This is a genomic window from Streptomyces sp. NPDC051214 (genome assembly GCF_040682375.1).
In the GTDB taxonomy this organism is placed as follows: Bacteria; Actinomycetota; Actinomycetes; order Streptomycetales; family Streptomycetaceae; genus Streptomyces.
Window position 1 is genome coordinate 89452 of record NZ_JBFBAT010000020.1, and the last position, 14815, is coordinate 104266.

The following is a 14815-nucleotide window of genomic DNA, read 5'->3' on the forward strand; positions in this document are numbered from 1 at the left end:
AAGGCGTGAGGTCAAAACCAGGTGATGGCCCAGGGGGCACGGCTCGAGCCGAGAGCGGCGGCGAGCCGGCCGAGGGCACCTGCGGTGTGTTCGGTGACACGGCCCGCCTGGGCCAGGGCTGACCACCGGTCGGCGCCGAGGTAACACGCCGCCAGGTCGGCGGTGTCCACAGTGAGGTCGGGCCTGCCCGTTGCTCGGGCGCAGGAGCCCGGGCCCAGGGACCAGGTCCCCGCGTTCCAGGGGCACAGCTCGTCGGTGACCCGGATCCTGAGCTCGGTGTCTGGGGGGAACTGCCGGGACCGGGCGGTCAGGGCCGCGGCCAGGTCGACGATGCGCAGCCATAGCCCGTCGCGCACGGTCCGCTGGGCCTGGCGTATGTCGGCGAGCATCCACGGCAGGGCGTCGTCGGTGGGGCGGCGCTTGGCGATCACTGTGGAGGTGAGGTCGAAGTCGAGAGCGAAGCGCCACAGGCTTGCCTCCGCGCGGGCTGTGGTGGCGAGGAGTTCCACCACGTGCAGCCGGTGCGAAGGGCCGCTGTCGCTCCAGCCTTCGGCCTCGGTCTGATAACCGAGGTATCCGTCGATCCCCTCTGGTCCCTCGTGGACGACCCATTGGGTGGCTGGGTCGGACGTGAGGTGGTGCCACCAGCCCGTATTACGGCTGACCAGTCCCGGGCGCCGCGTGCGCATCTGTGCGTAGAGCGGTGCCAGAGTCTTCGTGGCCAGGCCATCGTCTGCCATCGCGTGCACGTAGTGCACCGAGTCGTGCACGATCCCTGGGAGGAAGGGCGCCCGCGGGATCAGTGTGGAGTCGACGCTCGTGGTGGCGAGGCCGAATCCGTAACGGCTGTACACGGCTGCCTGAGATGCCCAGAGGACGGCCACGGTTTCGCCGCGTTCGTGGAACTCCTCGAGCTGGTGGCTGACCATCGTCGATAGCACGCCGCGTCGCCGGTGGGTGGGCAGTGTGCTGACCCAGCGGATCCCGCCGCAAGGGGTCTGCGAACCGCCGGGCAGGCTGAGGTCGAAGCTGGCCGCAGCGGCTGTGCCGACGGCCTGGCCCCCCTCGTAGGCGACATGCATCCGGTCAAGTTCCATGGTCGCCCCGGGTTTTACCGAGCGGCGCAGGGGGTGACCGAAGGCGAGTGCCCGCGCATGGTCGAACAAGATCAGCTCGTCAGGTTCAGCCAGCGTTCGGATGGTGACAGGCATGAGCTGTTCCGCCCTTCTAGGGCTGGGTGTTGCGGCGATCCGCCGCGAGTCCGACGAGGGCGAAGGGCCGCAGGAGGCGGTTGTTGCACTCGTCCTCGACATAGGTGCAGATCTCCGCAGCCAGGCGTCGCGCGGTGTCTTCGTCGAGATTACGGAAGCCGCCGTAGGAGGTGAGGGCCGTGACGATGCCCTCGCCGGTGTACGGGCGTTCATGGTGCTCGACCAGGACGGTGGCCGGCTCGAACCAGTGAGGCACCGGGAGTTCGGCCACCGCCCCGGCCGTTCCGAACTCGAAGTACTCAAGCGCCTGTGCGAGGGAGCCGCTGTAATGCTTCAGCCCTGAGCTCAGTCCGTTGAACGTGCGGGTTCCAAACGGCGGCGTGAGGTGGGGGGCATGGCGCCGGTAGATCTCGCGGATGCGCTCGGCCGGTTGCTCCCATGCGTCCTCGCCCACGATATCGCCGTATGACACCACGGCGAGGGCTCCGGACGGCTTTAGCAGGGCGGCGGCCTTTTCGTAGGACACGTAAGGGTCGGCCCAGTGGAAGGCCGAGGCCGAAAAGATGCAGTCGTAGGTCTCGGTGGCGGGCCACGCCTCGAACGTCGAGCGGTGGACCCGCACACGGTCGCCATCGCAGTACCGACGACTGGCCTCCTGGCTGAGCCGGAGTCCTGGCTCCATGGAGGTGACCCGTGAGAAGAACCGCGGCAGGATGCCGGTTGCCTGTCCGGTGCCCGAGCCCACCTCCAAAACCGTCCGCGAAGCGTCGGTGCGCTCGAGTAGCGGTCCAAGCAAGGCGTGGACGAAGTCGGCCGGGTAGGTGGGGCGTCCTGCAGTGTAGTGGTCCGCGAGGCCGTCGAAGGAAGCGCCGAGCTGCTGGCGACGTGCCGGTGCGTATGCGGGGGCCGGGCGCGGCCCCGTGGTCTGGCTCATGCGTCAATCTCCTTGGCCATGGCTTTTAGCCTGGGCAGCAGCAGGTCCCCTGTGTGGGCTGCTTCTTCGCGCAGGGGCCAGCCGGTGAGTACGAGAGCAGAGATGCCGAGTTCGGATGCCATGCCCTTGATGTCGTCGGCGATGTCGTCCGGGTCGCCCACGAAGTACACGGCTGCGGCTCCGTCCCCGAAGATGTCCAGGGGGGCCCATGCGGCGAATCCGGCGTACTGGGAGCCATACAGGTGCAGCTCCTGCGGTGTGGGCAGGCGACCGGCGTTGAGGGCGTCCACCCACGACTGCCGCTTGGCGTCAGGAGCCACGAAGTTCCGCAAGGACGTTTTGCCCTGAGTCCTGCGGGCGATCGCCTTTTGCGACTGCTCGGCGAGGATTTCCGGTCCGAGGTCCTCAAACATTCCATAGAAGTGCGCCAGCGCTTCCTCGCGCCGCCGGCGGACGGTGACGCCGGCCATGACTCCCGACTCGGCAAAGGTCCGGCCGTGCTCAGAGGCCGCCGCGTGGGCGCGGGCGAGGTTGTCCCGTGTGCGCTCGGCATCGCGGAGCATGGTCAAAAATCCGTCGAGGACGGCACCGGCGTGGGTGCTGCCGGCGGCGGAGTCACCGGCACCCCACAGGGGGACGTCCTCGTCGCAATCCGCACCCTCTGCACCGGGTGCCCGCCCGAAGAAATCATTCGAGCGGTAGTGCCGGCGAAAGTCCGCCCAGTAACGCTCGGCGGCCGTATACCGGTCGTCGTGGGACAGCTCCAGCCCGTAGCTGCGCAGGACATCGTCCCGGCCGTTGACGAGGTTGAACAGCAGCCGGCCGTCAGTGAGGGCGTTGTACGCCCGGGCCTGCTCGGCCAGCAACTTCGGCGGAACGAGGCTGGCATACAGGGCGGTCAGAACCCGCAGTCGGGTGGTGGCGGCGGCGACGAAGGCGGAGGTGATCAGAGCGTCGCTCGACCAGGTGGCGATGAGGGCGCCGTAGAAGCCGGCCTGTTCCACCTCGCGCGCCAGCCCTTCGAGCCGCGAGCGGTCGAGGGGCTCTTGTCCTTGGGGGTTCCACGGCATGCGCCCGTCGGCCCGGGATATGTACCAAAGCGTCTTCACGCCTGCTCCTCCCTGGCTCCGTCCCAGCTGTTCCACGAGTCGTGCACGGGGAAGAACCGAGAAGCGCCGGGACGGATGATCTGGTCCCACATGCCTTCCACCAGAGGAACTGTGGTGGGCACTGGACGCCACCACGCCTCGTTTTGGAATCTGCCCGAGAAGAGTTCCTGGGTGCGGTCGCCCTGGCCGAGAACGAACTCCCGGCGCACAGGCTCGTCGGTGCGCTGCCACCTGAAGTCCGCTGAACGCCGCAGCCCGTTCGTCTTGTTGGGCGTGGCGGCGTGCGCCGTGAAGCAGTGGAAAATCACGACGTCGCCCAGGCGGTAGTCGGTCGTGGCCCAGCCCGGCTCGTCCTCAGTGAGCACGCGCAGCGGGCGAGGCGGGCCTACCTGGCTTCCGGGCAGGAGGGCGAGGCCTCCCAACTCAACGGGAATGTCCATCAGCGGAATCCACGTCGTGAGCATGTCGTTGACGCCCCAGTACGAGAAGTCCTGGTGGACGTAGCGGCCTGATTCCGTCGTCCATGCGGCGGGTGGGGTAGCCCGCAGGACTTTCGAGGGATGACAGAAGACGTCTTGGCCGAGCAGTCCCTGCATGAGTGTGTGCAGTGCCTCGAGATACGGGATCCGGTTGAAGGATGCCGCTTGCGCCGCTTTGCGGTAGGCCGGTTCGCGCTCCTGGTACTGCGTCGCGGCCCGCTCCTGCTGGGCATTGCCCTTCTCGTCGATCCAGCCGCCTTCCAAAAAGGCGCTCTCGACGGTGTCATGCGCGGCACGGATCTCCGCGGCGGGCAGGACAGATCGCAGCAGGAGGTAGCCCTCCCGTGCCATGCGCTCCATCAGCTGATCTTGGTCCCCGAGCAGGGGAGTGGAGTCGGTCAGTTCTTCCATGTGCAGCCTCGCAGTTCTACTGGACCGGCAGGGTTGGGGGGCTGGTGCGCTCCCGCTGGTGGCTCCAACGCCCCCAAACGCCGGCGCCGAGTGCGGCCAGGGCCCCTACGGCCAGCGCCCAACGTGCTCCCAGCGCTGCGGCCACGGAGCCGACCGCGGGTGCGCCGATCAGCGTGGTGCCCTGAAAACAGATGTGCCAAAGGGACATGATTCGTCCGCGGAAGGGCGCGGGGGCGTTCTGCAGGACCGCCGCGTTCGCCAGCGCCATGAACCGCACCGAAGCGGCGCCCACGAGTACGAACACCGCGATTTCCACGACGGGATGCGGAATCCAGGCGGCCACCAGGACAAAGGCGCCGAGGACGATGCTTGCGTTGGCCAGAGCCCCGCGGTCGTGTACGTGCTGTCCGGCCAGCCTGAGCCCCCAGAGCGTCGCCCCGGCTCCGGCCGCAGCAAAGAGCAGGCCATAGAACGTCGGTCCCGCTTCGAAGTTCTCCCGGGCGAGCAGCGGTAGCGTCACGGGGAATTCGTAGGTGAAGATGCCGACCAGAGCCATCATCAGCAAGGCGTCACGCATGATCGGCGTGCGCGCCACCACACGCAGCGCGTCGGCGATTTTGGTTGCGGGCCTGGCTGCGGCAGCGTCTTCACGAGCCCGGCGCGTGTCGGTACGTACGGCCCAAAGGGTGAGCGCCACGGCGGCGAAGGAGACGCCGTTGAGCACGAAGCACCATGCCGCCCCCGCCCAGGCGACGACGAGTCCGCCCAGGGCAGGCCCCAGCAGTGAACTGCCGTTCAGTGAGACAGCGTTCATCGCGATCGCATTGCTCAGGTCCCGGGCGTCCACCAGTTCAGGAAGCAGCGCCTGCCTGGCGGGGCTGTCGATCGCCAAGGCCATTCCGAAGAGGAACGACAGCACCAGGGTCGTGAGGTAGTTGAGCTGTCCGGTGGATTGCAGAGCGGCGAGCGCGACGACGATCACGGCGAGTGCGGTTTGCGTCGTCACAATGAGCCGTCGGATGTCGTACCGGTCGACGACCGAGCCGGCGAACGGACCGAGCAGCATGATGGGAAGCGTCTCCACGGCCAGGACGACACCGAGCTTTGATGCCGACCCGGTCAGGTCCAGTACCACCCAGGACAGTCCGGTGATCTGCATCCAGGTGCCGATGTTGGAGCCGACCTGTGCGAAGAAGAAGGTGCGGAAGTCGCGACTGCGGTGCAGTGACGCGAAGGTCGCCGCCGTGTACCGGACCTTGCGGGCCCCCATGTGCTTGTTGGTCATGTTCACCACTCTCAGCCGACCGGCCAGGGCCGGCGTTCGACCATGGCCGGGTTCAGGGCGCCCGGTACCTGCACCCGCCACACCTCGATGTCGCAGACCCGAGAACGTCTCGTAGAAAACCGCACCGCAACCGGCTCCTCGCCGAAGGAGGCACAGGTGCCTGCCACAAGTGAGGACAGGTCACGCGGTGCTCGCCCGCCTTCCGTTTGCCGATCGGCCGTCATCGCTCTCAGCTCGTCCCCCAGCAACGAGCTGTGCTCCGAGGCCCACAGGATCCCGTCCATGTGCGGCGGGCGGACCTTCATGCGCTGCGTGTGCCTGACGGTGGTCAGCATCATCACGCCTTCAAGCACCGCCCTGGTCAGGGCATCTGGCTCGGTGTACTTGCAGGAGGTGCCCAGTGCTGCCGCAGCGCCGTCAAAAGAACCGATCAGCGCCATAGCGGTGGGTGGCAGCCCGGGGCGGCGCACGATCCATGCCTCCGCATGGGCCTGCTGGCCTCGCAGCAGACAGCGCAGCGACTGCGGGATGCGGGAGGTCGCGTCGTGGAGGGGGAGCAGGTGACGGTCCAGCACGCGCACCACGCTGTCCCGTTCGATGACCTCAAGCAGGCCGTGCGCCCAAATCCGATCGGTGCTTGCTGTGGGCCCCGCGCAGTATCCACTGCCGTCCAGTTGCCCCGGGGCCTCCCCGATTCCGGACTGGACGAGATCCGAGTACGTGCGCCCCGTCTCCATGCCGTTTCCGCAGAGTTTAGGGGCGCCATCGAGCTCCCATTCCAAGTGTGCCCAGCGTTCCATCAATTCCGACCGGCATCTGAGCTCACTCAGCTCTCTGCCGAATCCAAGACTCGTGCCCCGCAGTGAAACCCTGCGCCGCCCGCGTGTGACGACGACTTCCGCGTCCGCGAAATAGATGCCGCGCTTTCCGCAGAAGGGGAAGACGGACGTCGCAGCGGCTACTTGGGCGTCGTTGAGGCTCATACCTTGATCAGCGGAAGGCTGCTGTCGGGCCGGTCGTAGTCCCAGTCGAGTTGGTTGTATACCCGCGGGTCGGGGAGGCCCGCGATCCCCACGAGCTCCCGTGCGGTCTCGATCCAGCCCTCCAGCTCCTCGCGGCCCTGCGGCGAGTACACGCCGTGTTCCGCGATGATCGCGAGGCCTTGCAGCAGTCCGAGCAGATGGCGGTGGAAGCGGATCTCCGCCTCCGCGTGCCACCGCGCCGCGCTGGAGCGCAGCACGGCTGCCATCAGGCAGGCGAGCCGCAGGAAGACGAAGGTGGCGTGGTACGTCCCGTAGAGGGGCCGGGGGTCGGTTCGAATGGGTGAACTCACCCCGGTCGCCTCCCGGTTGAGCAGCAGCGGCTGCACCTCCTGCTTGGCGTGCAGGAGCTGATGCGTCGCCTCATGGGTCAGGTGGTCGGCGAAGCACAGCGGGCTCCAGGTGGGCTCCAGGCGCAAGAAGGAGGCACCGAAGAGGACGATGTCGGAGCCGCCGACGAAGTGCCTGCCCCTCAGGGCCACCACGTACTCGGTCAGCGCCTTGATCTCCTCGGCCTGCTCCGGGAGAACCTGCTCGATCAGGCCCAGGCCGGTGTCGTAGTTGCGCAGCAGCGCCTGGGTGTAATCGTCTTCGGTGTCGGCCGCAACACCGAGCGCCGGGTCCAGATGCGATATCTCCTTGGTCTGGTAGCTGTACTTGGCCACCTCCGTGCGGATCGCGTCGGTCTCGGCACGCAGTCGGATCCCGCCAGGGCTGTCGCTGATCCACGTGCCGGACACGGCTTCAAGGACCGTGTGCTTCTCGTCGCGCAGGAGCCCCGGGTCAAGGACGTCCGCGTGGGTAGCCGGCAGCCATACGGAATCTGCTGCCGCGGCGGGCAGTCGCACGGAGCCATGGCGGGCAGACCGTGCAACCGGCAGCGCAGTGTCGCTGCGGCCCCTGGCAGCGTCCTCGACAAGGACGTTGCCCAGGCCCAGGACGGCCCGCGTGGCCGCGTCACGGTCCTTGGCGGCGAATGCGTCGAGGGCGCCGAAGTATGCGGTGTAGAACTCGCTTCGGCGCGTGGTGTCCGCGGTGGCGTCCAGCGCCGTCCTCAGCAGAGCCACGTTGTCCGCCGTCACGAGCTGGGCGGACTCGGCGGCGCCGAGGACCTTGTGCCAGTCTGCCGTAATGGCCTGCCCGAGCTCGCGGCGCAGTGCGCTCGCTGTGGAGCCATGAGGGTGTGCCAGCAATGTGTCCTCCTTGCGTCTGTCAGGTCTGCTTCCGGGACGGGGCGGGCGTGCGGCGAGGTCCACGGACCTCGCCGCACGCCCGGCCACGGCGATATCTAGCGGTCGCCGTCGAACGAGGTGGCGGCGTCGTCGTCGAGCTCCGTGCTGACGGCAGACTTCATCTGCATCATCGCGGAACCGACGGCGCCGCGGTTGATCTGGATGTCGAGCTCGTCGATCTCGGGCATGATTCCTCCACTTGATGATTCTCGGATTCTCAGAAAGGAGCTCTTTGCTGCCCTTTCTGAGATTGATTCTGGCACGCCTCAAGAGGGCTGGAAATGCTTTGACTGTGGCACGAATTCTCGATGGCACAGTCGTGCCATCGAGAATTCGTAGGAGGCATCGCAAACGCGTAAGGGCCAGGAACCGTATCGGTTCCTGGCCCTTGCGGTGTATGAGTTCGGGCGGCTCAGCTCCCGCCGCCAAAGCGCGTGCGGTAGGACTCCAGATCTTCGTCGGCGATCTTCGCGAAGAGCACTGGCGGAACGGTGAACGCAGCACCGGCCGGCACCGTGTCCAGGGCGCTGGCCTGCCCGGCGCTCACCCAGCTCGCGGTGCCATCCAGGGCGAAGACACCACGCATGGCCTGTGCGGAGGCCGGGATGAGAGGTTCGGATACGACCGCGTACAGGTGGATGAGATTCATCGCCGTGCGCAGAGTCAGGGCAGCCCCGTCCTTGTCCGTCTTGATCTCCAACCAGGGAGCCTTCCCCTCCAGGTAGGAGTTGCCCGCCGACCACAGCGCGCGTAGCGCCGCGGCCGCCTTCCGGTACTGGAGGGCCTCCATCTCCTGTTCGTACTCGCAGAGCAGCCGGGCGATCTCCTCGCCCAGCTTCGCTTCGGCCGCACCGGCGGTGCCTCCGGAGGGGACCTCGTCGCCAAACCGCTTGCGGGAGAAAGACAGGACCCGATTGACGAAGTTGCCGAGTGTGTCGGCCAGGTCCTTGTTGACCGTGGTGGCGAAGTGCTCCCAGGTGAAGGAGGAGTCATCGGACTCGGGGGCATTGGCGATGAGGAAATAGCGCCAGTAGTCGGCGGGCAATAGGTCGAGCGCCTGGTCGGTGAAGATGCCGCGCTTTTGGGAGGTGGAGAATTTCCCGCCGTAGTACGTCAGCCAGTTGAAGCCCTTGACGTAGTCGACCTTCTTCCACGGCTCGCGTACGCCGAGTTCGGTCGCCGGGAACATCACGGTGTGGAAGGGGACGTTGTCCTTGGCCATGAACTGGGTGTAGCGGACCGGGTCTTCGCCGGCGTCGGCCTCGTACCACCACGACTTCCAGTCGCGGTGCTCACCGTCCGGGGCAGCATCGGCCCACTCCTTGGTGCCGGCGATGTACTCGATCGGGGCGTCGAACCAGACGTAGAAAACCTTGCCCTCGGCCGACAGGTCCGGCCAGGTGTCGGCCGGCACCGGCACGCCCCAGTCCAGGTCGCGGGTGATCGCGCGATCGTGCAGGCCCTCGGTCAGCCACTTGCGTGCGATGGAGGAGGACAACTGCGGCCATTCCTCACCCACCTCGTCAATCCATGCCTCCACCTCGCCCTGCAGCTTGGACTGCAGCAGGAACAAGTGCTTGGTCTCGCGTACTTCAAGCTCCGTGCTGCCGCTGATCGCCGAACGTGGAGCGATCAAGTCGGTGGGATCGAGGACACGGGTGCAGTTCTCGCACTGATCGCCGCGGGCCTTGTCGTAGCCGCAGTGCGGGCAGGTGCCCTCCACGTACCTGTCCGGCAGGAAACGGCCGTCGGCAGGCGAGTACACCTGGCGGATCGCCCGCTCCTCGATGAAGCCGTTCTCGTTCAGCTTCCGCGCGAAGTGCTGGGTGATCTCCAGGTTCTGTGTGCTGGAGCTGCGGCCGAAGTAGTCGAAGGACAGCTCGAAGCCGTCGTACACGGCCTTTTGCGCCTTGTGCGCCTGCGCGCAGAACTCGGCGACTGGCAGCCCCTGTGCCTTGGCGGCCAGCTCGGCCGGGGTGCCGTGCTCGTCGGTGGCGCAGATGTAGACCACATCGTGACCGCGCTGGCGGAGGTACCGGGAGTACACGTCCGCCGGAAGCATGGAACCCACCATGTTGCCCAAGTGCTTGATCCCGTTGATGTAGGGAAGTGCGCTGGTGACCAGGTGCCGAGCCATCCGCAGATGCTCCATTCCGTGCGTGCGAAGCCGACGGCAGTGCCGCGGCAGGACGTGCCAAACGCGCTCAGCCGTCCAGGACAGGCGGCCAAGCGAGCCCCGGACGGCTGAGCGGTATTCATTGTACGGTCACGAGAGACTTGCGGGTCCGCGCTCAAGACCAAGTCCGCTTGCGTGCTTGCGTCTTACTGCCAACCGACATCATTCGCGGGCTCCGCCACGTTCGCTCCGCCCGCCTTGTACTCCGCCGGACTGGTCTGCTGCCCGGCGCCGAGCAACATGACTGAGCCAAGCACTGCTGCCGCGAGGATTCGCAAAGCATTCTGGATGCGCAAGGCAAGCACCTTTCCTGGGCTGCTCCGTTGTTATGGAGCTGATTCTTCCCAGGCACTCAGACGGGAGCCAGACAATCCATGTGGCACAAAATGCCCATGACACATCCGTGCCCGACCCGCCCCGCTCCCATCCCGCGCCTCCGTAGCCGACGTTCAAGCGATCGGCAGAACATCACAGTGGGCCAGGGACCAGCCAGTCAATTCTGGAGCACCAAGCACGGCCTGTTCAAACAGATCACGGCAGTAAATTCGGGCGGCATCGGAGTCCATCCCGCTGATAAAAAGCACGCCACGCATACCTGCGCCGGATGCGTGCACACGGGCGTGTTCCAGGCCGCCGCGCTGCCGGTCGGCCTGCTGCAAGGAAGCAACCAGTGCATCATGATCTAAAAGTGACTGCGGACCGATGTAAGTTGCCACAATATGAACCATGTGCATAGGGAACCTCTGGTGCCTAATAGGGCTTAAACGGGCATAGTGACCTTGCGGTGGGCCCCACATGCCTCGACAATCACTGCACAATGCATGTTTTCTGGTGGGGACGCTCTGGGGGGCGCATGCTTGGTTCATTGGGCTTGAGCGGAACGGTGGAGCTGGTCTATCGGCTGCTGCTGCGGCAGTCAGGCGGCACGGTCGAGGAAGTCGCCAGGACCCTCGACATCGATGAAGCCGAAGTGCACAAGGCGCTCGATGTCCTCGCCGACCTGACCCTGATCCGCCGATCCTGGCAGGACCCCGACACGCTGCTCCCAGCAAACCCCGAGGCCGCGCTGCAGGCGATCCTGGCAGAACGGCAGGCGGAGATCGCTCGCAAACAGCAAGAGGTGGAGGAGCTTCGCGCCGCAGCAGCCCGGCTGGCCAGCGACTACGTGGCGGAGTACTCGTACGGACGCGGGCAGATGTTTGAACGGTTGCCCAGCGTCGATGCCGTGCGCATGCGGATGGACGAGCTCGTCGCTGCCACCAAGCGCGAGACATTGGCCTTCGCTCCCGGAGGCCCCCAGACCGCGGAGAACCGGGCGGCCAGCCGGCCGCTCGCCGAATCGTTGCTTGCGCGCTCCGTCGCCATGAAGACGATCTATCTCGATAGCGTGCGCAACGATCCAGGCAGTATCGAGCATGCTCTGTGGCTCGCTGAAAAGGGTGGCGAAACGCGCACTACTCCATTCCTTCCGATAAGACTCCAGATTTTGGACCGCCGCTACGCGCTGGTGCCGATCAATCCAGAAGACAGCTCACAGGGCGCGACCCTGGTCGAAGAACCCGGTGTCGTCACCGCCCTGTGTGCCTTCTTCGAAATCGTCTGGGAATCTGCTGTTCCCATCGCTGAGGCAAAGCCCCGCCGGGACGGCCAAGTGTCACCACAGGAAAAGGAATTGCTCCGCCTCCTATCCCAGGGGCTGACCGATGAAGCAGCAGCGCGCAAACTCGGTGTATCTCTTCGCACTGAGCGTCGCATGATCACTGAAATTTCCACCCGCCTGGACGTGAACAGCCGATTCCAACTCGGGCAGAGAGCCAACGAAGACGGTCTGCTCGCGTCGTGACCTTGAACCTTCGTCGCGAGTCTGGCACACAGTAACGGGATTCCAGCGCCCGATTCCTGGCACAAACGGACCCAGACACGAACATGCCACGTCGCCGTTACGTAACCGTGGATTTCGGCGACCTTGTTCGGAACCCTTGTTGTTTCATCCTTGAGCAGTCGGCTGTGCCTATTGGGCGCCGTGGCTGGTTTGCACTGCCTGCCCGAATGGTTAGTGCGTAGGGCTGCACCGTGGAGCAGCAGTGTGTTGGACTACGCTGCCAAACGCCCTGGACGAGCAGCCCCCCACCCTTTCAGGCCAGGGGAAGCACCCACAGGATCCGGCCTGATACGCCACGCCGACCGTTGCGTACACGGTCGAGATGTCCAGCCGATCGAGGTACACGTTCGGGTAGAGCGCTGTTCTTCCAGCGCCGAGGAAGGTGTCCAGGGCGGCGACCAGTCGGGCGCTGGCGTCTGTGGCCGAGATCGGTGTCGCGCCGGTGGGGCCGGCCGGCCGCACGGTCACGGCGGGAGCGGGCGGGCGGCCTGGGTCGAGCCCGGATCGCTTGATGAGCGCCATCCAGTCCTCCAGCGTTTTGTCCACGTGTCCGCCGGCGGCCACCACGCTGGGTGGCCCTTCCAGCGTCAGGGTGATGGTGGCCTGCCTGGCGCGCTCCAGATGCTCGCCCGCCCTTGCCAGGCACAGCGATGCCTCCTCCTGCAGCATCTGGGATTTGGCCGCATCGTCTTGCGACCATTTTGTGGTCGTGGCATCTTCCAGGTGCGCCGAGCAGCGCTGCAGTTCTGCCTGGGTTCGCTCCACGGCGGAGATGAAGGCCGCATAGGCTTCTCTTCGCGCCTGGCGCCGCCATTGCGCAAGGGCGCGGCGGACTGCTTGTGGCCGGCCACCCACGCGGCTCCCAGTCCTCCGCCCGCACCGATTGCCGCACCGATCAACCCAGCCATGACACCGTCCATGGCCGACATCCTGCCTGCTGCCCACAGGTTGGCGCAGGAAGTCGCCGGCCGCAGCGCGTGCCGATCCCGAGATCCCAGGGGCGTTGACGCCCTATTGCCTCTTCGTCTCGCTCCTTGGCGGCCGTGGCCCCCTGTGGGTGCGGTCCGGTGGCGGCTTGGCCGGGCTCAGCCCGGATGGGTGAAACCGTGCCTGGCGCGAACCCGTGGGGGCCGTGACGGGCGCCGGTAGGGGTGCGGGCCGCGCGTCCTGTGGACCTGAATGAGGCCGGCCCGCCCCGTGTGAGGGTGCGGGCCGGCCATGAGCGCAGAGGCCGCTCGGCGGTCAAGGGGGGTGCCGTGCGAGGCGGATGGAGGACCGTTGTGCTTGCGGCAGGGGGCGGGTGGCTCGTTTGGATGTCTTTGTCTGCGCGTGGAGGGTGGCTGGTGTGCGGGCAGGTGTGGTGGGTGGGGGTGGGGTGAACTAGGTTTGCTGGGGGGCGTGTTGGGTTGGTCGTGGATCGTGCAGGGCGGCCTTTCGGGTCTGCCGGGGGAGTGTGGCCTTGGCGGGGAACCGCGCTGGCCGGGCGGGCATGAGCTGAGGCGTCCGGTGGGGGCGGGTGAGGGGGGCGTGGCATGGGCGGTATGAGGGGGTTTGCTGTGAGGGGGCTGGAAGTGCCGGCGAGCTGGAGGGTGGTGCGGCTGGCCGATGTGTTGCAAGGTCCGTTGGCCGTGGGCCGTTCGGCGACGACGGGCGGGGGTCACGGCGGCTGGCCGGTGTTGCGTGCGACGGCTCTGTCGGGGGCGGTGGTGGACTGCGGGGATGTCGTTCGGGGCAGCCAGGGAGCCGGGGGAGGGGGGCGCGGGGCGCCAGTGGTTGCCCGGGAAGGCGATTTTCTGCTCTGTCGCCGTGCGGCGGCGCTGGAGCGGCTGGGGCGTGGTGCGCTGATGGGTGCTTCAGCCGGGCCGGTGGCGCTGGCGGGCAGCATGGTGCGTATCCGGGTGCGGCCCGAGGTGTTGGATCCCCAGTATCTGGGCTGTGTGTGGGAGTCCTCCGGCGTGCGGGAACAGCTCGAGGCGGCTGCGGGCGGCAACCGGATGCGCTCGCTGGCCGTGCGCGCACTGCACGACATCAGGTTTGTCCTGCCGCCGCCGGCGCAACAGCGTCGCATCCTTGACGTGCTGCACGAGCGTCTCCAGCGCCTGGAGCGTGGGAGCCAGGGCCTTCACCGGGCCGCTGCAGGAGCCTGGGCACTGCACGAGGCAGCCCCCGGGGCCCTGACACCAATAACCGAGGAAGCTTTTGCAAGCAGCCTCCCCCACGGCTGGGCATGGCGACGCCTGGGTGAGGTCATCGGGCGGATCGAGGCGGGGCGGGCGCTGCCGTGCGAGCCGCGGCCTGCGCACGACGACGCGTGGGGTGTGATCAAAACCAGCGCCATGACCCGCGGGTCCTTCCTCGAGACGGAGAACAAGCAAGTAGGTGCAGGAGCACGGGTCGATGAGCGGCACGAGATCAGGGCCGGTGACATCCTGCTGTGCCGCGCCAACAGCCCCGATCACGTCGGGGCGGCCGTCCGGGTCGCCGCATGCCGCCCGGGCCTGCTCCTGAGCGACAAGAGCCTTCGCCTGCTGCCCGCGCCGAATGTGGACGCTAACTGGCTGGCGCAGCTGCTCGCCACCTCCTATGTACGCGATCAGATCGAGCAGCGCAGCAGCGGCACGCTCACCTCGATGCGCAACATCTCGCAGGCCCGCTTGAGAGACATCCTCATCCCCGTTGCCCCGGCCCGGGAACAGCAACGGCTGGGCCGCGAAGCTGCTGCGTGGCAGCAGGCGGCACGCCACCTGCAGGTCCGGGTCAAGGCCGCATCGCAGTCATCGGGCCTGCTGCGCCGGGCCCTTGTCGATGCGGCCGTAACCGGACGCCTCGTGCCCCCGGCAGGCGCCGGCACACCGCAGGACGACCGTGCCACGGCCGTGCGGCCGGCTCCCTCGTCCTGGGGGGAAGCGAACCCCAAGAGGCCGCTTGACCTGCCTGCCGGACGCCGGCGGGCCGGCCGGAGCGCCGGCAACCCACCCGCAGCTGTACAGCTGGAGCTCGAGATATGACGGACTTTCTTCCCCTGCCCTCCACCGTCATGGCGCCGCACGGCAGGC

General features: G+C 67.0%; 13 protein-coding genes. 2 read left to right on the forward strand and 11 right to left on the reverse strand.

Annotated features, from left to right (window positions below; genetic code table 11):
- Positions 1-11 precede the first annotated feature (11 nt).
- From AB0M70_RS37950 to AB0M70_RS37995, 10 genes are all read right to left on the reverse strand, one after another.
- Complete coding sequence (locus tag AB0M70_RS37950; protein WP_365827661.1) at positions 12-1211, reverse strand: GNAT family N-acetyltransferase; 1200 nt, start codon at positions 1209-1211, stop codon at positions 12-14.
- A 16-nt stretch (positions 1212-1227) separates the two neighbouring features.
- On the reverse strand, positions 1228-2145 hold the full coding sequence (locus tag AB0M70_RS37955; protein WP_365827663.1) for a methyltransferase domain-containing protein: 918 nt from the start codon (positions 2143-2145) through the stop codon (positions 1228-1230).
- A complete protein-coding gene (locus AB0M70_RS37960) occupies positions 2142-3254 on the reverse strand; it encodes an LLM class flavin-dependent oxidoreductase (protein ID WP_365827665.1) in 1113 nt (370 codons plus the stop codon). The genes AB0M70_RS37955 and AB0M70_RS37960 overlap by 4 nt, the downstream gene beginning before the upstream one ends.
- The gene (locus AB0M70_RS37965) at positions 3251-4144 is read right to left on the reverse strand and encodes a phytanoyl-CoA dioxygenase family protein (RefSeq protein WP_365827667.1); all 894 of its coding nucleotides are present in this window, start codon (positions 4142-4144) and stop codon (positions 3251-3253) included. Before AB0M70_RS37965 ends, AB0M70_RS37960 begins: the two co-directional genes overlap by 4 nt.
- A 16-nt stretch (positions 4145-4160) precedes the next feature.
- Positions 4161-5429, reverse strand: coding sequence for an MFS transporter (locus AB0M70_RS37970; RefSeq protein ID WP_365827669.1), 1269 nt, complete (start codon positions 5427-5429; stop codon positions 4161-4163).
- Between the two features lie 11 nt (positions 5430-5440).
- Positions 5441-6412 (reverse strand): YcaO-like family protein, encoded by a 972-nt coding sequence (locus AB0M70_RS37975; RefSeq protein ID WP_365827671.1) that lies wholly within the window; start codon positions 6410-6412, stop codon positions 5441-5443.
- Positions 6409-7662, reverse strand: a complete 1254-nt coding sequence (locus AB0M70_RS37980) for an HEXXH motif-containing putative peptide modification protein (RefSeq protein WP_365827673.1) — start codon at positions 7660-7662, stop codon at positions 6409-6411. The genes AB0M70_RS37975 and AB0M70_RS37980 overlap by 4 nt, the downstream gene beginning before the upstream one ends.
- A gap of 95 nt (positions 7663-7757) precedes the next feature.
- Positions 7758-7889 (reverse strand): hypothetical protein, encoded by a 132-nt coding sequence (locus AB0M70_RS37985; protein WP_365827675.1) that lies wholly within the window; start codon positions 7887-7889, stop codon positions 7758-7760.
- A gap of 224 nt (positions 7890-8113) precedes the next feature.
- Positions 8114-9838, reverse strand: a complete 1725-nt coding sequence (gene metG / locus AB0M70_RS37990; RefSeq protein ID WP_365827677.1) for a methionine--tRNA ligase — start codon at positions 9836-9838, stop codon at positions 8114-8116.
- A gap of 488 nt (positions 9839-10326) precedes the next feature.
- On the reverse strand, positions 10327-10593 hold the full coding sequence (locus tag AB0M70_RS37995) for a hypothetical protein (RefSeq protein WP_365827679.1): 267 nt from the start codon (positions 10591-10593) through the stop codon (positions 10327-10329).
- A 167-nt stretch (positions 10594-10760) separates the two neighbouring features.
- On the opposite strand from AB0M70_RS37995, the gene AB0M70_RS38000 reads away from it, so the two are divergent.
- On the forward strand, positions 10761-11720 hold the full coding sequence (locus AB0M70_RS38000; RefSeq protein WP_365827681.1) for a helix-turn-helix transcriptional regulator: 960 nt from the start codon (positions 10761-10763) through the stop codon (positions 11718-11720).
- A 210-nt stretch (positions 11721-11930) separates the two neighbouring features.
- Here AB0M70_RS38000 and AB0M70_RS38005 read toward each other — a convergent pair whose 3' ends face one another.
- A complete protein-coding gene (locus AB0M70_RS38005) occupies positions 11931-12524 on the reverse strand; it encodes a hypothetical protein (RefSeq protein WP_365827683.1) in 594 nt (197 codons plus the stop codon).
- Between the two features lie 1004 nt (positions 12525-13528).
- Here AB0M70_RS38005 and AB0M70_RS38010 point away from each other — a divergent pair.
- On the forward strand, positions 13529-14767 hold the full coding sequence (locus AB0M70_RS38010; RefSeq protein ID WP_365827685.1) for a hypothetical protein: 1239 nt from the start codon (positions 13529-13531) through the stop codon (positions 14765-14767).
- The last annotated feature ends 48 nt before the right edge of the window (positions 14768-14815 follow it).